The sequence below is a fragment of the Brevibacterium pigmentatum genome, from assembly GCF_011617465.1.
Lineage (GTDB): Bacteria > Actinomycetota > Actinomycetes > Actinomycetales > Brevibacteriaceae > Brevibacterium > Brevibacterium pigmentatum.
The window spans coordinates 1651620-1671349 of record NZ_CP050153.1 but is presented as its reverse complement, the minus strand read 5'-3'; the positions used below and the strand labels follow the sequence as shown (position 1 = coordinate 1671349).

Here is a 19730-nt window from a genome sequence, read left to right as displayed (position 1 = left end):
GGTTTCCCTGCTTCCTTTACTCAAATCTTGCGTCCGGCGACCGGTGGGCCGCCGATGCCGGAGAAGCCGGCCACTAGTGTCAACCTGCGAGCTTGCGCTGCACATCGGCCAGTCGATCGGCCACGGTCGAGTTCATCATCTCGTCGCCGACCTGCACCCGGACTCCCCCGAGGACCTCGGGATCGACCTGGACATTGAGGACGAGTTCGCGACCATAGCTGGCCGACAATGCCGCCTGCAGCCTTTCGGTCTGCGCTTCGTTCAGGGGTCTGGCGACGGTGACGTCTGCAACCGACCGCTGCTGACGGGCGGCGAGGATATCGCTGTACTGGTCGAGTGCCTTCGCCACGCGGAGTCCGCGGGGGTGCAGAGCAGCCTGTTCGACCAGCTTGATGGTGTCTGGCTGTGCCTTGCCGCCCAGCAGGTCGGAGACGAGGGCACGCTTGCTCTCGTCTGTCGCCTGCGAGTCAAGCGCGCGCGACAGCTCGTGGTTGGATTCCAGCAGACGCGCGAAGCGGAAGATCTCCTCTTCGACCTGCCCCAGCTGCCCATCTGCCTGTGCGGCAGCGGCAACCGCTGTCACACCGGCGACTTCGAGGCTGGTGACGAGGTCCTGGGTCCGCGCCCAGCGGCGGCTGACTGCGTTATCGCTGATGCGCAGAACCGCATCTGTGATCCGAGTCGAGAACAGAGTCCGCAGCAGCTGCTGCTTCCTCTCGGCCGACTCGGAGGAGTCTGCCAGAGCCTTGCGCAGTCTGACATTCTCGACGAGGATGCCGACGACTGCCAGAGTCTCCTCACCGATCTGTCGGGGGTCTCCCCCGGAGATCTCGGAGTTCGCGGTCTCGAGGACGGCCTGCAGGGACAATCTGCTCGACTGGAGCATCACGCCCCCTTGACCGGCTGTGCGGACGAGTTGGACTCGAGATCGGAGATGAAGCGATCGACCACGTTGGCCGAACGCTGGTCATCAGTGAGGGACTCACCGACGATGCGCGAAGCCAGGTCCGTGGCCAGAGTGCCGACCTCGGAACGCAGCTGCACCATGGCGGACTGACGTTCGGCGTCGATCTGAGTCTGTGCCTGAGCGATGATGCGATCAGCCTCGGAGTGAGCCTGAGCCTTCATGTCGGCGATGATCTGGGCGCCCTCTTCCTGAGCCTCGGCGCGCAGTCGTGCAGCTTCGGCACGACCGTCGGCGAGCTGCTTCTGATACTCGGCCAGAGCCTGATCGGCTTCGGCCTGCACCTTCTCAGCCTTCTCAATTCCACCCTGGATGCGCTCAGCGCGCTCGTCGAGGGTCTTGTTGAAGGCGGGAAGGACGTACTTCCAGACAACCAGGAAGACGATCAGCAGACAGACGGCACTCCAGACGATGTCGTACAGCGCCGGGAGAAGCGGGTTCTCCGCGGAGGCGACGATGTTTACCGGAGTCATCTTTCAGTCCTCTTCGAGATCAGGGCAGGAAGAACGGGGTGGCGATACCGATGAGGGCCAGGGCCTCGATCAGAGCGATACCGAGGAACATGTTTCCGCGCAGGGCGCCGGCCATCTCGGGCTGACGGGCGGTTCCTTCGATGGTCTTGCCGATGACGATGCCGACACCGACACCGGGGCCGATTGCGGCGAGGCCGTAACCGATCGTCGAGACGCTACCTTCAACTGCGGCGAGCATATCCATAGGATGCTTTTCCTTTCATAATGAAGCCGGGTGGTTGGCCCGACCGTGCAACTCGTGAGTTACGGATCTAGGGGTGCGATCTCAGTGTTCGTCCGAGATCGCGGCATTGATGTACACACAGGACAGAAGAGCGAAGATGTAGGCCTGCAGCACGACGATGAGCATCTCCAGGATGAAGACGAACATGCCGCCGGCGAAGGTGACGATGCCGAAGAACTGGAATCCGTTCGCGGCGTCGAAGAGGAAGAAGCTCGTAGCGGAGAAGCAGAGCACGAGCAGGAGGTGGCCGACCATCATGTTCGCGAAGAGTCGGATCGCCAGAGTGAACGGCTGGGTGACGAACTTCGTGATGAACTCGATCGGGATGAGCAGGATGTGCATGGCCGGCGGAACGCCGGGCAGGATGAGCGAATCCTTCAGGTAGCGGCCGAGGCCCTTCTCTGCGATGCCGGCCCAGTGGTAGGTCACATAGACCACGAGGGTGAGCACGATCGGCATGCCGATGACGCCGGTGCCCGGCATGTTGAGGAACGGAATGAGCTTCGTGACATTCCAGAACAGGATGCCGAAGAAGATCGCCACGATGAGCGGCATGAACTTCTTGGCCTTCTCCTTGCCCATCGTGTCCTCGGCGATGCCGACGGTCACGAACTCCATGGCGAGCTCCATGCTCGACTGGAAGCGGGTCGGGATGAGCTTCATGCGCTTGGCCCAGACGGCCAGCAGCACAACGACTGCGACGGTGGCGATGATGCGGATGAGCATCACGCGGTTCATTTCGAACGGTGTGCCCTCAAAGAGGAACGAGGCTGGAAAGAACTCAGCCATCGACGGTGCGTGGAAGCCGCCTTCTGCAGCACTGACTGTTGTGTTCGCGGCGTTGAGTGTTCCCACGTTTTTACTACTCTCCCATGGTCAAGGGCCCTGATGGCCTGGCCTTGGCCCCGCACTGAAGGCGAGGCTTGAGGTTCAGGAGCGACAAAGGGCGAAGATCCGCCCAAGCACCGGGACTACTCTACCAACTGTAGAGAGTCACCGACAAATTCATCAGGCTTCTCTGTGCAATTTCTGTCAACGATTTTATACGACACGTCATTCATCATGCGCAGCACCCCTCCACGTGTCTCGGATGGGTCCGCAGACGAGCCTCTGCTCGCCTATCGAGCTTCCGGATCGACGTATGGGACGCGTCCCTTGACCACGGTGATCGCTTCAACGAGAGACGAACCGATCACGGCGACGACGATCGTGAAGAAGGCGACCGTGCCGTCGAGCCAAGTCGCGTCCTTGATGCGCCAGATGACGATCATGAAGATGAAGGCCTTGAACAGGAACCCGAGCCCGAAGAACCCGGCGATCGCGGTCAGCCCCATGTTCCGTCCCAGATACATGATGACGAGGGTGATGATGATGAAGACTGCTGCCAGTCCCCCGCCGACGGCGCCGCCGACGAGTCCCGTCATCCCCGAGACCAGCCAGCCGATGCCCATTCCGAGGGCAGCGACGACGAGGACGAGGATGATGCCGCGGATGAGCAGCGTCCTCCACACACGGGTCCAGGCTGCTTCGACTTCGGTCTCTTGGCGCGGTATCGGATCGGTCACGAGATTTCCTCTCTGGCTTTCTGACGCATGCGAAGGGGATAGAAGGTGAAGATCAGGGTGATGGCCGCAAGACCGCCGATGACGCAGGCGGAGAACAGCCAGCCCTGGAACAGAAGGAGCACGGAACCGAAGGCGATGAGCGCCGTCCAGGTGTAGAGGATGAGTACCGCGCGAGCATGGGAATGCCCGAGGCGCAGCATCCGGTGGTGGAGGTGTTTCGCATCGGCGGAGAACGGAGACTGCCCGGCACGCAGTCTGCGGACCACGGCCAGTCCGAGGTCGAGCAGCGGCAGGAACATCACAGCGATCGGCAGGATGATCGGCATGAAGGTGGCGAACGCTCGCTCCTGGCCGATCAGTGCCGGGTCGACCTGACCGGTGACCCTGATCGTCGAAGCGGCCAGCAGCAGGCCGATGAGCATCGACCCTGAGTCGCCCATGAAGATCCTGGCCGGGTTGAAGTTGTGCGGCAGGAAGCCGAGGCAGGCACCGACGAGGATCGCGATGATGAGCGAGGCGAGGTTCGCGTAGGACTCCGGTGAGGCGTCACGGGCCAGCCAGTAGGAGTAGATGAAGAACGCGCTTCCGCCGATGGCGACGACGCCCGCGGCGAGCCCGTCGAGCCCGTCGACGAAGTTCACCGCGTTGATGGTCACGAGGACGACGAGGACGGTGACGATGATCGACATCCGCGGTGAGCCGATGATGACGCCGCCGAAGGGAATCGACAGCAGGGCCACGCCCTTGATCGCCATGAAGCCCGCGGCGAGAGCCTGGCCGGCGAGCTTCGCCATCCAATGCAGGTCCCAGATGTCGTCGATGACTCCGAGCAGGCAGAGCAGTCCGGCTGCTCCGGCGATGCCGATGATCGGTCCCAGTTCGACGAAGATCCGATTGAGGAACGGCATCTGGGAGGCGAAGATCAGCCCGGCGAGGAGCCCGCCGAACATGGCCACTCCCCCCAGCCTCGGCGTCGGGACGGAATGGACGTCGCGGTCGCGTAAGGGTGAGAAGATCTTTCCTCGTTCGGCGACCCGCTTGACCATTGGGGTCAGCAGGTACGCCACGAGGGCGGAGACGATGAGGATGAAGAGATAGGCGCGCACTCAGCCGTCCAGGTCGATGAGCTCGGGGACGATCTCGCGCAGCTCCTCGGCGGAGATCGGGCCGCGGCGCAGGATACGGGGCACGTCACCGCTGAGGTCGACAATCGTCGACGACATTCCCGACTCGCGCACTCCCCCGTCGACATAGATGTCGACATCGTCGCCGAGCATCTCCTGCGCTTCGTCGGCGGTCTGGGCGGCGGGCTGTCCGGAGATATTGGCGCTCGACACGGCCAGCGGCCCGGTGCGACCGAGCAGTGCCAGTGCAGACTCGTCATCGGGCATGCGCACGGCCACGGTTCCGTGGGTGTCGCCGAGGTCCCAATCGAGGGAGGGCTGGGCGTTGGCGATGATCGTCAGCGGTCCGGGCCAGAACTTCGCGGTCAGTGCCAGCACGGTCTCGTCCACCCCGTCGACGAGACCGAAGATGGTCTCCGCACGCGGGACGAGGACCGGAGGCGGCATGTCTCGGCCGCGGCCCTTGGCGCCGAGCAGGGCAGCGACGGCCGAAGCGCTGAAGGCATCGGCGGCGATTCCGTAGACGGTATCGGTGGGGATGACGAGCAGGTTGCCTGTGTCGACGACTCGCGCGCACTCGTCGAAGACGAGCTCACGGATTTCGGCTTGGCTGACGTCGAATCGTCTCGACACGAGTTCTCCGTTTCGAATGTTCGGGCTGTGGTCTCGGTGTTTGAGCGGTGCGGGGCACGGATTCGTCTCCGCGGTCTCCTACGCCTCGCGGCGTGCCACCGTATACCGGTCGCGTCCAGTGTAGTCCTGGAAGGTTGCGGGGGTGTCTCAGACTGGCCGTGGCTGCCAGCAGTTCCCGTGCGCCGGCGCCCTGTTCCTCGCTGTGTTCCATGAGGAATAGTCCGCCGCGTCGCAGCAGCTGCTCGGCTTCGAGGATGATGAGCCCCGGTACTTCCAGACCTGAATCCCCACCGTAGAGAGCGGCCGCGGGGTCGTGGTCGGCGACCTCCGGATCCCTCGGCACCGCGGAATCGGGAACGTAGGGCGGGTTAGTCACGACGATGTCGGCATATCCGCGCAGATCGGGTCGCGCCTCGGCGATCGTCGTCGCATCACCGAGGATGAACTCGACAGTCGACTCGCCGAGGCGGCTGTGCTCGAGGTTCGTCAATGACCAATCGAGGGCGGTGGGTTCGCGTTCGACTCCGACGACGTCGACGCCGTCGAATTCGGTGGCGACGGCCAGGGAGACTGCTCCCGATCCGGAACACAGGTCGATGACGAAAGGACGTCGGACTTCGGCGGTCTTCGGCGTCGAGTCGAGCTCGGACAGTTCGGTCAGGACAGCGCCTGCCAGCAGCTCGGTTTCCGGCCTGGGGACGAAGACTCCGGGTCCCACCTGCAGCTCCAGGTGCCGGAAGTGGGCGATGCCGGTGAGATGCTGCAGCGGTGTTCGCTGCCGGCGCCGATCACACAGTTCGGCGAATCGCGAGCTCACAATCACCGGTACGGGATCGTCGAAGAGACGGCGGCGGCTCAGAGCTGCCCGATCGATCTCCCACGCGTGGGCGAGCAGTTCGAGCGCATCGCTTTCGGGGCTCGGGATTCCTGCCTCGGTGAAGAGATGGGTGGCCCCACGCAGGATGTCGTAGACGCGGGTCGGCCTGGCGGTGTCCAGCTCAGTCCCCCAGTGCGTCGAGGCGAGCGGCCTTGTCGGCGTCTCGGCAGGAGCCGATGACGGGATCGAGGTCGCCTGCCAGCACCTGGTCGAGGTTGTAGGCCTTGTAACCGGTGCGGTGATCGGTGATCCGGTTCTCCGGGAAGTTGTATGTGCGGATGCGTTCCGAACGGTCGACGGTGCGCACCTGTGAACGGCGAATGTCCGCGGCTTCCGCTGCGGCCTCCTCCGCCTGTTTGGCGAGGATCCGGGCGCGGAGCATGCGCATCGCTGCGTCCTTGTTCTGCAGCTGGGACTTCTCGTTCTGGCAGCTCGCGGTGATTCCGGTCGGCAGGTGGGTGATGCGCACGGCTGAGTCCGTGGTGTTCACGGATTGCCCGCCGGGGCCGGATGAGCGGTAGACGTCGATGCGCAGATCGTGTTCGTCCAGCTGGACCTCTTCGGGCTCATCGACCTCGGGGAAGACGAGCACACCGGCCGCGGAGGTGTGGATGCGCCCCTGTGACTCCGTGACGGGGACTCTTTGGACTCGGTGCACTCCGCCTTCGAACTTCACCCAGCCGTAGGCGCCGTCGTTCTTGGCCTTGACAGCCATGCTGACGTCTTTGTATCCGCCGAGGTCCGAATGGGTGGCGTCGAGGATCTGGCTCGACCAGCCCCGCGCATCGATCCACCGCTGATACATCCGCAGCAGATCACCGGCGAACAGTGCGGATTCGTCTCCGCCTTCGCCGGCTTTGATCTCGATGATCGCGTCTCGGGAGTCGTCCGGGTCGCTAGGGACCAGGAGATCCTTGAGCTCACCCTCGGCCGTTTCCATCTCTGCGGACAGTCGCTTGGCCTCTGCGGCGAAGTCGGCGTCGTCGGCCAGTTCCACGGCGGCTGCGTGGTCGGCCTCGAGCTGGGCGAAGTGCCGGGCGGCCGCGGCGACCTTGTCGAGTTCCGCGTACCGCCTGGTCAGCTTCTTGGCCCGGCCGGCGTCAGCGTGGACCGCGGGATCGGAGAGTTCCTCCTGTACCCGGGCATGCTCATCGAGCAGTGCGCTGACGCTGGTCGTGAGGGTGTTCGTCGACCATCTCAGCTGTTGTCGGTCGACGACTTCGGCAGCGGAGTCGTCTTCTGGACCTGCATGAGGAACTCGACGTTCGAGCCGGTCTCCTTGAGCTTCGACATGAGCAGTTCGACGGCCTGTTGCTGCTCGAGTCCCGAGAGCAGTCGGCGCAGCTGCCACATGACCTTCGTCTCTTCATTGGTCATGAGCATCTCCTCGCGACGGGTGCTTGAGGAGTTGACGTCGATGGCCGGGAAGATGCGCTTGTCGGCGAGCTGACGGCTCAGACGCAGCTCCATGTTGCCGGTGCCCTTGAACTCTTCGAAAATGACTTCGTCCATCTTCGAACCGGTCTCGACGAGGGCCGTGGCCAGGATGGTCAGCGAGCCGCCGCCTTCGATATTGCGTGCCGCACCGAAGAACTTCTTCGGCGGGTAGAGCGCATTGGCGTCGACACCGCCGGAGAGGATCCGGCCGGATGCCGGCTGCGCGATGTTGTAGGCACGACCGAGGCGAGTGATGTTGTCGAGCAGCACGACCACATCGGAGCCCATCTCGACGAGACGCTTGGCGCGTTCGATGGCGAGTTCGGCGATAGTGGTGTGGTCGTCGGCCGGGCGGTCGAAGGTCGAGGCGATGACTTCGCCCTTGACCGCACGCTGCATGTCCGTGACTTCCTCGGGACGTTCGTCGACGAGGACCACCATGAGGTGCGCTTCGGGGTTGTTCTCGGTGATCGCATTGGCGATCTGCTGCATGATCGTCGTCTTGCCGGCCTTCGGAGGGGCGACGATGAGTCCGCGCTGGCCCTTGCCGATCGGGGTGATGAGATCGATGAGGCGGGTCGAATGCAGCTTCGAGGTGGTCTCGAGGCGCAGACGATCCTGCGGGTAGAGCGGAGTCAGCTTGGAGAACTCGACGCGGCTGCGAGCATCGTCGACGGTGAGTCCGTTGACGGAGTCGAGGCGGACGAGAGCATCGAACTTCTCGCGCTTGTTGCCGCGCTGTTCGTTCTCACGCGGCTGACGGATGGCGCCGGCGACGGCGTCACCCTTGCGCAGACCGTTCTTGCGCACCATGGAAGCCGAGAGATAGACGTCGTTCGGTCCCGGCAGGTAGCCGGAGGTGCGGAGGAAGGCGTAGTTGTCGTGGACGTCGAGGATGCCGCCGACGGGGATGAGCACATCGTCGTTGCGGATGTCCGGCTCGTCGTTGCCGCGGCCGCGACGTTTCCGGTCCCGGCCTCGACCGCGTCGGTTGTTGCCGCGGTCGTCATCGTCGTTGCTGCGATTGCGACGATCGTTGTTGCCGCCGCGATCATTGCGGTGTCCGCGATCGTTGCCGCCGTCCCGGTCGTTGTTGTTCCGGCCGTTGCCCCCATTGCGGTCATTGCCGCCGCGGTTGTCGTCGGAGCGATCGTTGTTCCGGCCGCGACGATCGTTGTCGCGTCCACCGCGGTGGTCACGGTCCGAGCGGTCCTGGTCACCGGAGCGGTTCTGATCGCCGGAGCGATCCTGGTTGCCGGAGCGATCCTGGCCGCCGCGTTCGGGCGATTCCTCACCGCTGCTGTCGCGGCTCTCGCCCGGGGCATCAGCGCCGCGGGAACGCGAACGGCTGCGGCGGGAGCGCTGACGATCCTGGTCGCTGCTCGTCTCGTCGGAGTGTGCTCCCCCGGACTGAGCAGCGCCGGATTCGTTGTCCGACGAGGAGTCCGAAGTCGGTTCGATGATGAGCGCCGGTGCATCCTCGGACGCGGAAGCGGCAGAACGACGCGAGGAGCGACGAGTCGTCGACTCCTGTTTCTTCTCGTCCTGATTCTCCGTCGGCTTCTCGGCCTTGGCGGCCGGCTGCGCGGACTTCTTCTCGGCGGGGGCGGACTTCGTCTCAGCGGATCCGCCCGAGTGGCTGTTGATGGCGTCGATCAGTTCGCTCTTGCGAAGACGACGGTAACCCTTGATTCCCAGACCGGCGGCCATTTCCTGGAGCTGAGGCAGCCGCAGCGCTGTGAGGCTGCCTGTGCGCGGGGTGGAATCCTGAGTGGTGGTTTCAGACACGAAGGTCCTTCTCCCTCTTTCGGCCGTGCGGCATGTGCCGTTTGCTCACGGCGACGGAAACACCATTGACGGTGCGTTGTGAAAGAAAACCTGCTAAAGACTGAGCAGGAGATGTTCCAGAATGTATGACATCGGCGACGGATCTGTGAAGAACAGCGGGAAGCCGTGCCCTGTCGGAACACCCACAGTCTACTTGTTCGCAGCCGATCTGGCGAATCGTTTCCTCAATTTTCTCGGCTCACGCGATAACCGTCGAGGTCAATCGCCGTGCGGTGAACGTCGATGCCTGCCGGGACGAGTGTGTCGGGCACCGCCTCGGCGAGGACGAGCACCGTAGGTCCGGCTCCGGAGATGACGGCCGGAAGTCCCTCGGCGCGCAGCGTGTCGACCAGCGCCATCGACTCCGGATAGGCGCTGCGACGGAACTCCTGATGGAGCTGATCGCGGGTGGCGTCGAAGAGCACGTCCGCGTCGTTGCTCAGCCCGTGGACGAGCAGGCCGGCCCGGGCTGAGTTGTCTGCCGCGATCGCATGATCGATGCCCGCGGGGATGAGCCCCCGCGCGACCTCGGTGTCGAGGCGGAAGGAGGGCACGAGAACCGTGACCGTCTCGAGGGTGCGCACGGGCACCTGCCACGACTTCACGGGCGTGGAAAGGGAGACGGTGAGTCCGCCGAAGATCGCGGGCGCGGCATTGTCGGGATGCCCTTCGACGGCGGTGGCGATCTCGAGGATCCGATCGAGGCTCAGTTCCGCTCCGGTCGACCAGGCTCCGAGTTCGGCTGCGAGGCCGATCCCGGCGACGACCGCTGCCGCCGATGAGCCCATGCCGCGGGAATGGGGGATCCGGTTGACGCACTCGAGCGTCAGACGCGGTTTCAGCTCGGCTGCGACATCAGGGAACTCCGCGTCGAGCACTTCGCCGATGATCCGCATGATCAGGTGCGAGCGGTCCCGGGGCAGCACGTCCGCGCCCTCCCCCGTCACTTCGACGCAGCGGTGAGGATCGACCGCTGCGTCATGGACGGTGAGGGTGAGGGTATCGACGATGTCGAGCGCCAGCCCATACGAGTCGTAGCCGGGCCCCAGATTCGCCGAGGTGGCCGGGACCTCGAGTCGGACGCGCACGCTCAGCTGTCCTCGAGTCCCAGGGCACGTGCGGCGCTGACTGCGTCGACGGAGACGCGCTTGGTTTCGATATCGGAGCCGTCTGCGGTATGCAGGGGCCAGCTGGGGTCCTTGAGTCCGTGACCGGTCACGGTGACGGCGATCGTCGCGTCGGCCGGGATGCGGCCGGCGTCGGCCATCTTCAGCAGTCCCGCCACCGAGGCGGCCGAACCGGGTTCGACGAAGATGCCCTCTTCGCCCGACAGGATCTTGTGGGCGGCGAGGATCTCGTCGTCGGTGACCGAATCGATGAGGCCGCCGGAGTCGTCACGCGCCGTCTCCGCCTGCGTCCAGCTGGCGGGGTTGCCGATGCGGATGGCGGTCGCCACCGTATCGGGTTCGTCGACCGGGTGACCGAGCACCAGCGGTGCGGCTCCGGCGGCTTGGAAGCCCCACATCTGCGGCAGCCGCTTGGAGATGCCGTGTTCACGGTATTCGTTGTAGCCCTTCCAGTACGCCGTGATGTTGCCGGCATTGCCGACGGGCAGCGCATGGATGTCGGGGGCGTCGCCGAGGACGTCGACGATTTCGAAGGCCGCGGTCTTCTGGCCCTCGATGCGATCGGGGTTGACCGAGTTGACGAGGTGGACCGGGTAGGACTCGGAGAGCTTCCGGCACAGCGTCAGGCAGTCGTCGAAGTTTCCGTCGACTTCGAGCAGAGTCGCCCCGTGGGCGATGGCCTGGCTCATCTTCCCCGGCGCGATCTTGCCGCTGGGCACGAGCACCGCACAGGTCAGTCCGGCCTTCGTGGCATAGGCGGCTGCAGAGGCCGAGGTGTTGCCCGTCGAGGCGCAGATGACGGCCTTGGCACCGTGAGCCACGGCCTTCGTGATCGCCATCGTCATGCCGCGGTCCTTGAAGGAGGCGGTCGGGTTGAGGCCTTCGTACTTCACCCACACCTGAGCACCGGTGCGCGCACTGAGCTTCTCCGCCTTGATCAACGGGGTCCCGCCCTCTCCGAGGGTGACTGCGGGAGTGTCAGCGGAGATGTCGAGGAGGCTGCGGTATTCCTCGACGACGCCCTGCCACTGGTGTCTGGGGTAGTTCATTGTCACTGTCCTTCTACGCGGATCACGGATTTGACGGTGTGGACGACAGGCAGATCGATGAGGCGATCAACCGTCTTCTGCAGAGCCGAGTCGGTGTTCGAGTGGGTGGCCAACACGAGCTTCGCATGCTGGACGCCCTGCTCGTCGACGTCGCCGATCGTCTGTCGCATGAGTTCGATGGAGGCGCCTTCGTCGGCGAAGACTTCGGAGACCGCGGCGAGCACGCCGGGACGGTCCACCACGTCGAGGGTGATGTGGTACCTGGTCGTGATCGCCGAGATCGGCAGAATCGGGTAGTCCTCGTGGAAGGGGCGTTCGTACTGTCCGCGTCCGCCGAGCACCTTGCGCCTGGCCACCGAGACGAGGTCTCCGAGCACGGCGGAGGCAGTCGGGGCTCCCCCGGCTCCCTGGCCGTAGAACATCAGCTCTCCGGCGGCTTCGGCTTCGATGAACACCGCGTTGAAGGCACCGCGCACGGAAGCCAATGCGTGGCCCCTGTCGAGCAGAGCCGGGTACACGCGCGCGGAGAGCCCGGCACCTGCCGGAGACGAGACGACGCGTTCGCACACGGCCAGGAGTTTGATGACGAATCCCTGGTCCCGGGCGGTCTCGACCATCTCGGCGGTGATGCCTTCGATGCCCTCGACGTGGACGTCATCGATCGACACGGGAGCATGGAAGGCCAGAGACGACAGGATCGCGGCCTTCGCAGCCGCATCGTGACCGCCGATGTCAGCGGTCGGATCGGCCTCTGCGTATCCGAGCTCCTGAGCGGCGGTGAGCGCCTGATCGAAGTCCCAGCCTTCGGAGTCCATCTGATCGAGGATGTAGTTCGTCGTTCCGTTGACGATGCCCATGATGCGCTCGATCCGGTCACCGGCCAGCGAATCGCCGACGGGACGGATGATCGGAATCGCACCGGCCACCGCTGCTTCGTGCTCGAGGCGCACACCGGCGGCATCGGCCGCAGACATGAGTTCGCCGTAGCTGGCGGCCAGCAGCGCTTTGTTCGCGGTCACGACGGATGATCCCTGGCGCAGCGCCGCGGTGATGAGCGAGCGTGCGGGTTCGATCCCTCCCATCAGCTCGACGACGATATCGGCGCCGGCGATGGCCGCCTCGGCGTCGGTCGTGAACAGCTTCTCATCGATTCCCGGACGGGCCTTAGAGGCATCGCGGACGACGATGGCGCTCAGCTCCAGCGGAGCGCCGATGCGTTCGGCCAGGCCTTCTGCCCGGTTCTGAATACGGGCGGCGACTTCCGTGCCGACGACTCCGCATCCGAGCATGGCAACCTTCAATGCCTGCATTTCCTCACCTTTTTCGCTCTTGTCTCTCACGCCCATCAGTTCGGTGCTCCTCCCCCGGCCATGCCCGGGTCGGTGGCGAACATCTGCGTGTGGTCCTCGGGTGTCACGATCCACTCAACTCTATCGGCCTCGACGGCGAGCACGCCCGGCCGGGGCAGGTGGTTGTAGTTGTTGGACAGCGACCGGCAGTAGGCCCCGGTGGTCGGGACTGCGACGAGGTCGCCCGCGGTGACGTCGGCGCCCATGTACTCGTCGCGGACGATGATGTCGCCGGATTCACAGTGCTTGCCGACGACGCGCACGATGGCGGGTTCAGCGGAAGAGTTCCGGTTGGCCAGAGTGCACGAATAGTCCGCGTCGTAGAGTGCGGTGCGGATGTTGTCGCTCATACCCCCGTCGACGGCGACATAGGTGCGCAGGCCGCTGTCGGTGCTCACCTGCTTGACGGTGCCGACTTCGTAGAGCGTGAACACCGCCGGGGAGACGATCGCTCGTCCGGGTTCGATGGAGATCCGGGGAACGCTCGTACCCAGCCCCCGGCATTCCTTGGCGACGACGGAGGCGAGCTCCTCGGCCATCTCCGCGACCGGGATCGGGGTGTCTTGCGAGGTGTAGCGGATTCCGAAACCGCCGCCGAGGTCGACATCGGGCAGGTCGATGCCGTGTTCGCCCATTATCTCGGCGCGGAACGCGAGAACGCGGGCGGCGGCGACCTGGAATCCGGAGATGTCGAAGATCTGCGATCCGATATGCGAGTGGAGGCCGTCGAGACGCAGATGTTCGGATTCCGCGACCAGGCGAGCCGCCCGGGCTGCCGTGCCATCGGCGAGGGAGAGTCCGAACTTCTGGTCTTCGTGAGCCGTGGCGATGAAGTCGTGGGTGTGCGCTTCGACGCCGACGGTGACTCGCAGCATGACGGGTGCAACGGCACCTCTGGCCGCTGCGATGGATTCCAGTCGAGCGACCTCGTCGAGGCTGTCGACGAAGATCCTGGACACACCGTAGTCGAGGGCGTATTCGAGTTCTGCCGCGGACTTGTTGTTTCCGTGCAGTCCGACGCGGTCGCCGGGGACGCCGGCGGCGCGGGCGATCATCATCTCTCCCAGAGAGCAGGTGTCGAGTCCGAGGCCAGCCTCATGCACCCATCGGGCGACCGCCGTGCACAGGAACGCCTTTCCGGCGTAGAAGACGTCGGCTCCGGCCAGGCTCTTGTCGACGGAGAACGCGTGGGAGAAGGTGCTCAGGTAGGTCTCGGCGCGGCTGCGGAAGTCGGCGACGTCCATGACGAGGGTGGGGGTGCCGTACTGCTCGGCCAGGTCCGTCACGAAATGACCGGCGATCGTGAGCACTCCCTCGGCGGTCTTCGTGACATTGTCCGACCACAGACTCGGCAGCAGCGCGTTGACGTCATCGGGGTAGGGCAGCCACACCGGGGCCGGTGTCGCGTGCAGTGTCCCTGCGATATGTGCGGGCATCAGATCCTCTCCGGGGCCGAAGCGCCCAATTGTCGTAGTCCTGCGGCGAGGACGATGATGACGGCCCTCAGAGCGAGGAGCCTGGAGGTATGGGTGACGGTGATGTCCTCATCGACCGTGGGGGTGACCGGGCAGCGGCGGATCCAGTCCTCGACGGTGTCAGCAAGGTCGAGGAGTGCCATGAGGAAGGGATCGGCCTCGCCGAGGCGGCGTGATCGTTCCAGCGCTGACGGCAGGCCCGCCACTGCATTGAGCATCCGAGTCTCACACGGATGTTCGAGTCTCGCAGCATCGATGCCGTCGGTCGGGATTCCCGCTCGCTGTGCCCGCCGCCGTTCGCGGCACGCGGCGGCATGCCCGCGTCGGAGGTCGTCCACTGCGCACGGATCGATGTGCACATCGATTCCGTCTGCGAGGAGTTCCTGTGCCGACTCCCGGTCCGAGGGTGCGAGCAGCGAACGCAGCGGGGTACGATCCTGGCCCGCGTTCCCATCGGCGTCGGTCTCCGCCACAGTGACGATGTCGCAGACAACCTGCGCCCGGCCGGCCGGAGTCAGGGTCACGTTGACGAACCCGGGCTCGGCGATGACGGCGTCTGCCACCTCGGGGTGGCGGCTCAGTTCAGTGCACAGATGTGCCGCGAGTTCGGTTCGCCGTTCGGGTGCAGAGGCTGCGCGCAGCGCTGCCGGTGTCGTCCAGTCGCCGAGTGTGGGACGAGTCGGGGCGAGGACATCGACGGGTGTGTCGAATCCCGGTGCCACGAGACCTGCCTCGGCCGTCGCCAAGGCGCGCGCGAGTGCAGTCTGCAGGTCTTCCGGGGTCACTCGAACAGAGTACTCGGGGCCGGACTGCGAGGACGAATCCGGTGTCATCTTCGCTCTCATGACGAGACGGATGCCCGCGGCAGATCGGGACGGAAGCCCACTGGAGTTCAGATCGCGCCGGGCCGGCACGCAGCGTGACTGACGAAGAATTTGACGACCACCGAGGCGAGCACCACGGCGAATGCCGGCCACATGCTGTCGAAGCTCTGGATGAGGAACGCGAAGATCAGCGGTCCCGTGGCCGCCAGCAGGTAGCCGCCGCCCTGGACGAACCCGGACAGTGCGGCCGCCGCCTCGGCGTCACGTGCCCGCAGTGTGATGAGCGTCAGCGCCAGCGGGAACGTGGAGATGCCGATGCCCAGCAGCACAGTCCACAGGACGGGAGCCGCCGTCGGCAGCAGCCACAGACCCAGGTAGCCCACGGCCAGGCTGAGGCAGAAGCCGACGACGATGAGATAGGCCGAACGCATCTTCTGCGCCAGGGTCGGCAGGACGAAGCCGAGGACGAGGGGGATGGCGGTGACCAGCGCCAGCATCGCTCCGCCGAAGGCCGCATCGAATCCGGAGCGGGTGAGCAGGCTCGGCAACCAGGTGAAGAGAATGAAGTTGTTGAATGACGTCAGCCCGGTCATCGTCATCAGCGCCCACGCCTGTGGGCTGCGCAGCAGGCGGGAGAGCTCGCTGCCGCCGACCACGGCGGCGGCCACCTCGTTGGCGGGTGCCGGCCTGACGATGCGGATGACGATCCAGGCGGCCACTCCCAGAGCCGCGAATCCAGCCCAGACGAGGAGCGACCCCCTCCATCCGACGCCGGAAGCGAGGGGAACGGCGACCAGCGGCGGGATGAATGTGCCGAATTGGAGCATCCCGACGTGCACGGTCGACATGAGCGCTACTTTGTCGGGGAAATACGATTTCACCAGCGGCGGGAGGACGACGTTGCCGATGCCCATTCCCAGCAGGGCGAGCACGCTGAGGGCGAGGAAGAGCGACGGGGAATCGATGACCGCGCGGACGCCCAGTCCGATCGTGACCATCACCATCGCGGCCAGGGTCAGGCCGAGCCCGGAGAAGCGGGCATAGAGCCGCGGGGTGAGGAAGCCGCTGAGTCCGTAGAGCAGAGGCGGCAGCATGCCGATGATCGCCAGGAACACCGCGCTCAGTTCGATCTCTGCGCCCATAGCATCGAGCAGCGGTGAGAGACCGGTGACTCCGGGCCGCAGATTGAAGGCGGCGAAGACGATTCCGAGGACGATCAGAATGCGGATGTGCGCGGAGTTCATGAGCTCTTTCCTATCATACGCCGACCTCCCGTCCGGCGGCCGGGGCGCATCAGAAATCGAGCTTGAGCCCCTCGACAGGTGAGAGCCGAGATGCTCGCATGGCCGGTGCCAGCGCGGAGAGGATCCCCGCGATGATCGCCACGCCGAGGATGCCGAGGAAGGACGGTGCGGAGAAGTCGACGATGAGGTCGGTGGAGTAGTCGTGCGTGACCAGCCGTGTGCCGACGATGCCCAGGGCACCGCCGAGGACGAGCCCGAGCAGCGCGGCCACCGATGAGATGAGCACGGCTTCGAGCGCCAGCAGGGTCCGCAGCTGCGCGATGCTCAGGCCCAGCGCCCGCATCAGCGCGTTCTCCCGCCGGCGTTCGATGACGGAGAGGCTGACCGTGTTCGAGACTCCGATGAGCGCGATGATCACGGAGACGAAGAGGAGCGCCACGGCCCCTGCGAGCATGACGTCGATGAGTTCGGAATAGGCGCCGCGGGCGACGGCCGAACCGCCGACCTCTTCGCTCGAGACGTCGAGTGTCTCGGCAACGGACTGGCGGATGCGCGTGATCTCGTCGACCTCGACGTCCTCATCGAGACGGACGAGCACGGCCGTCGTCGTCGCCGAGATGCCGAGGGCGTTGCCGACGTCGGGGGTGGTGAAGAAGGCGAGGCTGGAGAGCCCGTCCCTGTGCGCGGGCACGCTCATCTCGTTGAGCCCTTTCACCCGCACCGTCGGAGACGGATAGTCGTCGGGCACGGTGACCCGACCGGTCACGATATCGGCTGCCGAGTCTCCGAGCACTGTCTCGGCGCTGTCCGGGTCGAGGACGAAGATCTCGGGGCGGGACCCCTTGAAGTCCTCGACGGCCTCGGCGCGGTGGGCGATGACAGCGGTGGACACCCCGGGGATCTCGCGCAGATCGTCGAGTTGGTCATCGTCGACGAGGCCCGACAGCGGCACGGAGATGTCGACGGGATAGCGCTGGTCGAGTCCGTGACTGAGCGTCGCCTTCGTCGACATGCCGCCGACGAGGATCGTCGCCACCAGGGTCACACCGATGATCAGCGCAGTGGCTGTGGCCGCGGTGCGGCGCGGATTGCGCAGGGTGTTCAGGGTCGCCAGCTGTCCGGGCACGCCCCAGGGGCTGAACAGCACCTCCCCCGTCCACGCGACGACGGGAGGGATGATCTTCGCGGCGCTGATGACCAGTCCCGTGACCACGAGCCCTCCGCCGAGCGCTCCGCCGAGGATCCAGAACTGAGTGGTCGACACCGCATAGACGGAGACGATGACGAGGACGATGCCGAGGCCGATGAACCCGAAGCCCACGAGGTGGCGGGGTCGGGCACGGGTGTTGGGCGAGATGGATGCGTCGAAGGGCTGGAGCGCTTCGAGCGGTGTCACCGCGATGGCGCTGCGAGCCGGACGGATGGTGGCCACGATCGTCAGCAGAGCGCCCACGACGACACCGGCGACCAGAGCGGAGACGGGAACGGTGAGGGTGTCGTAGGGGAACTCCTCTGGCCAGTAGCGCACGGCCGCGGCCATGAGTCCGCGGCTGACGACGACGCCGGCGAGGACGCCGAAGATCGACCCGAGAAGTCCGACGAAGAGTCCTTCGGCCACGACCGAGCCGTACATCTGCAGGCGGGTGGCACCGAGGCAGCGCAGCAGCGCGAATTCGCGGCGGCGTCCGGCGACGATGACGGAGAAAGTGTTGGAGACGACGAGGATGGCGACGATGACGGAGATTCCGGCGAAGACGAGCAGCAGTCCGGTCACGACGACATTGCCGCCGGAGAGACGGTCGGTCTTCGCCTGCACGGCATCGTCCACGGTGAGCGCTTCGAGGCTGCCGTCCAGGTCCGAATCGTCGATGACCCTCTGCAGCTTGGATCGCACCGCCTCCGGGTCCGCACCGTCTTCGAGAGCGATCTGGATGGCGATGACATCACCCTGCTGAGCGAAGTACTCCTGATAGCCAGAGGCGGTCGTCAGTGCTCGCGTGGCGCCGGGCATCGCCGGATCCTGCCCCATCTCCGCGATGCCGACGACGGAGAAGGTGACGCTGCTCTGGCTCGGACCCCGATAGATGGGCATGTCATCGTTGCCGCTCTCCACCGGAACCGCATCGACGGTGAAGCGGATCTCATCACCGACTCCCACCTTGAGATCGCTTGCCGTGCGGGTGTCGAGGACGAGATCGGTCGTCGAGTCCGGGCGCTGACCGGAGACCATGTCGAAGGAGTCGAGCCGTTCATCCGCGGGCACCGGTGACAGTGCGAAGGAACTTTCGGAGAATGCCGCTCCCCGCCCAGTGGTCACTGTGCGGGCCGACAGAGATGCTGTGTCCACACCGTCGACTTCGGCCAGGGGCCCCAGCAGCGGGGAGGCCTCGTCGCCCCCGACGAAGACGTCTCTGCTCGGGACGACGGTGAGGTCGGACTTCTCGAATGAGCGACCCACGGCATGCTCGAGGCTGTCCTGCAGTGAGGAGTTGATGATCAGGGTGGTCGCGACGAATCCGGAAGCCAATGCGATGCCGAGGCCGATTGCGAGGAACCGGGCCCAATGGATCCGAATCTGCGCGAGGGCGACTGCGATCACAGAGAGCTCAGTTCGCTCAGCGCAGTGACCACGCTCTCTCGGGTCGGTTGGCGGACTTCGCCCGTGGCACGCCCGTCCTTGAGGAGGACGACCCGACCGGCATGCGATGCCGCGACGGGGTCGTGGGTGACCATGATGATCGTCTGCCCGTACAGGGTCGTGGCGCGGCCGAGCAGGGACAGGACCTCCGCGCCGGCATGGGAGTCGAGGTTCCCGGTGGGCTCATCGGCGAAGATGACATCCGGCCGGGTCAGCAGCGCCCGGGCCACGGCGACTCTCTGCTGCTGTCCGCCGGAGAGCTCATGCGGCCGGTGCTGGAGTCGATCGCCGAGCTCGAGTCGTTCGACGACCTCGGCCTTCCACTCACGATCGATCTTCTTCCTGGCCAGCGACACCGGCAGTTCGATGTTCTGCTCTGCGCTCAGCGTCGGGACGAGGTTGAATGCTTGGAAGATGAAGCCGACGCGGTCGCGCCTCAGCTGGGTCAGCTGTCGGTCGTTGAGACGGGTGATGTCCTGGCCGCGCATGATGATCGAGCCCGAATCGACACGATCGAGCCCGGCGAGCACGTGCATGAACGTCGACTTCCCGGAGCCGGAGGGACCCATGATGGCGGTGAAGCGGCCCGATTCGAAGTCGACGCTGATGTCGTCGAGGGCGTCGACCGCCGTATCGCCGCGGCCGAAGCTCTTGCGCAGGCCCAGCGCACGGAGGACGCTATCGTCATCCCCCGTGCTCGTCTGGACGGGCTCATCAGCAGGTTCCGACATCGCATGCCTCACATCACGGTTCGGGTCTCGTCTCCGACTACCTTAGATCCTGTCTGCACTGCCGAGCACTCGGGCCGCGAATGCAGAACCGCCCACCTCAGCCGTTGAGA

General features: G+C 65.4%; 18 protein-coding genes. All 18 read right to left on the bottom strand.

Annotation, left to right across the window (positions count from 1 at the left end; genetic code table 11):
- Positions 1-79: 79 nt before the first annotated feature.
- The 18 genes from GUY30_RS07535 to GUY30_RS07450 all read right to left on the bottom strand — a co-directional run bounded on the left by GUY30_RS07535 (position 80) and on the right by GUY30_RS07450 (position 19620).
- On the bottom strand, positions 80-886 hold the full coding sequence (locus GUY30_RS07535) for a F0F1 ATP synthase subunit delta (RefSeq protein WP_167195767.1): 807 nt from the start codon (positions 884-886) through the stop codon (positions 80-82).
- Positions 886-1437, bottom strand: coding sequence for a F0F1 ATP synthase subunit B (locus GUY30_RS07530; protein WP_039210678.1), 552 nt, complete (start codon positions 1435-1437; stop codon positions 886-888). Before GUY30_RS07530 ends, GUY30_RS07535 begins: the two co-directional genes overlap by 1 nt.
- A 19-nt stretch (positions 1438-1456) precedes the next feature.
- Positions 1457-1681 carry a F0F1 ATP synthase subunit C gene (gene atpE, locus GUY30_RS07525; protein WP_039210675.1) on the bottom strand — a complete coding sequence of 75 codons (225 nt, stop codon included), beginning with the start codon at positions 1679-1681 and terminating at the stop codon, positions 1457-1459.
- Positions 1682-1762: 81 nt separating this feature from the next.
- Entirely contained in the window at positions 1763-2575 is an 813-nt protein-coding gene (gene atpB / locus GUY30_RS07520) for a F0F1 ATP synthase subunit A (protein WP_228281799.1), read from the bottom strand.
- 263 nt (positions 2576-2838) lie between these two features.
- A complete protein-coding gene (locus GUY30_RS07515) occupies positions 2839-3285 on the bottom strand; it encodes a Cg1360 family ATP-synthase-associated protein (RefSeq protein ID WP_167195764.1) in 447 nt (148 codons plus the stop codon).
- Positions 3282-4391, bottom strand: coding sequence for an MraY family glycosyltransferase (locus GUY30_RS07510; RefSeq protein ID WP_167195761.1), 1110 nt, complete (start codon positions 4389-4391; stop codon positions 3282-3284). The genes GUY30_RS07515 and GUY30_RS07510 overlap by 4 nt, the downstream gene beginning before the upstream one ends.
- Positions 4392-5042, bottom strand: a complete 651-nt coding sequence (locus GUY30_RS07505; protein ID WP_167195758.1) for an L-threonylcarbamoyladenylate synthase — start codon at positions 5040-5042, stop codon at positions 4392-4394.
- Entirely contained in the window at positions 5002-5967 is a 966-nt protein-coding gene (locus GUY30_RS07500) for a N5-glutamine methyltransferase family protein (protein WP_266096063.1), read from the bottom strand. Before GUY30_RS07500 ends, GUY30_RS07505 begins: the two co-directional genes overlap by 41 nt.
- 73 nt (positions 5968-6040) lie before the next feature.
- The gene (prfA, locus tag GUY30_RS07495; protein WP_167200786.1) at positions 6041-7120 is read right to left on the bottom strand and encodes a peptide chain release factor 1; all 1080 of its coding nucleotides are present in this window, start codon (positions 7118-7120) and stop codon (positions 6041-6043) included.
- Positions 7117-9144 (bottom strand): transcription termination factor Rho, encoded by a 2028-nt coding sequence (gene rho, locus GUY30_RS07490; RefSeq protein WP_167195755.1) that lies wholly within the window; start codon positions 9142-9144, stop codon positions 7117-7119. Before rho ends, prfA begins: the two co-directional genes overlap by 4 nt.
- Positions 9145-9368: 224 nt before the next feature.
- Positions 9369-10271 carry a homoserine kinase gene (gene thrB, locus GUY30_RS07485; protein ID WP_167195752.1) on the bottom strand — a complete coding sequence of 301 codons (903 nt, stop codon included), beginning with the start codon at positions 10269-10271 and terminating at the stop codon, positions 9369-9371.
- Positions 10272-10273: 2 nt separating this feature from the next.
- Complete coding sequence (gene thrC, locus GUY30_RS07480) at positions 10274-11359, bottom strand: threonine synthase (protein WP_167195749.1); 1086 nt, start codon at positions 11357-11359, stop codon at positions 10274-10276.
- A 2-nt stretch (positions 11360-11361) separates the two neighbouring features.
- On the bottom strand, positions 11362-12669 hold the full coding sequence (locus GUY30_RS07475) for a homoserine dehydrogenase (protein WP_167195746.1): 1308 nt from the start codon (positions 12667-12669) through the stop codon (positions 11362-11364).
- 35 nt (positions 12670-12704) lie between these two features.
- Positions 12705-14144 carry a diaminopimelate decarboxylase gene (gene lysA, locus GUY30_RS07470; RefSeq protein WP_167195743.1) on the bottom strand — a complete coding sequence of 480 codons (1440 nt, stop codon included), beginning with the start codon at positions 14142-14144 and terminating at the stop codon, positions 12705-12707.
- On the bottom strand, positions 14144-14968 hold the full coding sequence (locus tag GUY30_RS07465) for a DALR anticodon-binding domain-containing protein (protein ID WP_167195740.1): 825 nt from the start codon (positions 14966-14968) through the stop codon (positions 14144-14146). The genes lysA and GUY30_RS07465 overlap by 1 nt, the downstream gene beginning before the upstream one ends.
- A 107-nt stretch (positions 14969-15075) precedes the next feature.
- Positions 15076-16251 (bottom strand): MFS transporter, encoded by a 1176-nt coding sequence (locus tag GUY30_RS07460; RefSeq protein WP_167195737.1) that lies wholly within the window; start codon positions 16249-16251, stop codon positions 15076-15078.
- 49 nt (positions 16252-16300) lie between these two features.
- Complete coding sequence (locus GUY30_RS07455; protein ID WP_167195734.1) at positions 16301-18850, bottom strand: FtsX-like permease family protein; 2550 nt, start codon at positions 18848-18850, stop codon at positions 16301-16303.
- A complete protein-coding gene (locus GUY30_RS07450; RefSeq protein WP_167195731.1) occupies positions 18847-19620 on the bottom strand; it encodes an ABC transporter ATP-binding protein in 774 nt (257 codons plus the stop codon). The genes GUY30_RS07455 and GUY30_RS07450 overlap by 4 nt, the downstream gene beginning before the upstream one ends.
- Positions 19621-19730: the final 110 nt, after the last annotated feature.

What these genes read in the sequence shown, in the direction of transcription:
- thrC (WP_167195749.1), bottom strand. Translation starts at nt 11,359, where the DNA reads ATGAACTACCCCAGACACCAGTGGCAGGGCGTCGTCGAGGAATACCGC.
- atpE (WP_039210675.1), bottom strand. Translation starts at nt 1,681, where the DNA reads ATGGATATGCTCGCCGCAGTTGAAGGTAGCGTCTCGACGATCGGTTAC.
- GUY30_RS07530 (WP_039210678.1), bottom strand. Translation starts at nt 1,437, where the DNA reads ATGACTCCGGTAAACATCGTCGCCTCCGCGGAGAACCCGCTTCTCCCG.
- GUY30_RS07535 (WP_167195767.1), bottom strand. Translation starts at nt 886, where the DNA reads ATGCTCCAGTCGAGCAGATTGTCCCTGCAGGCCGTCCTCGAGACCGCG.
- GUY30_RS07450 (WP_167195731.1), bottom strand. Translation starts at nt 19,620, where the DNA reads ATGTCGGAACCTGCTGATGAGCCCGTCCAGACGAGCACGGGGGATGAC.
- GUY30_RS07460 (WP_167195737.1), bottom strand. Translation starts at nt 16,251, where the DNA reads ATGAACTCCGCGCACATCCGCATTCTGATCGTCCTCGGAATCGTCTTC.
- GUY30_RS07475 (WP_167195746.1), bottom strand. Translation starts at nt 12,669, where the DNA reads ATGCAGGCATTGAAGGTTGCCATGCTCGGATGCGGAGTCGTCGGCACG.
- lysA (WP_167195743.1), bottom strand. Translation starts at nt 14,144, where the DNA reads ATGCCCGCACATATCGCAGGGACACTGCACGCGACACCGGCCCCGGTG.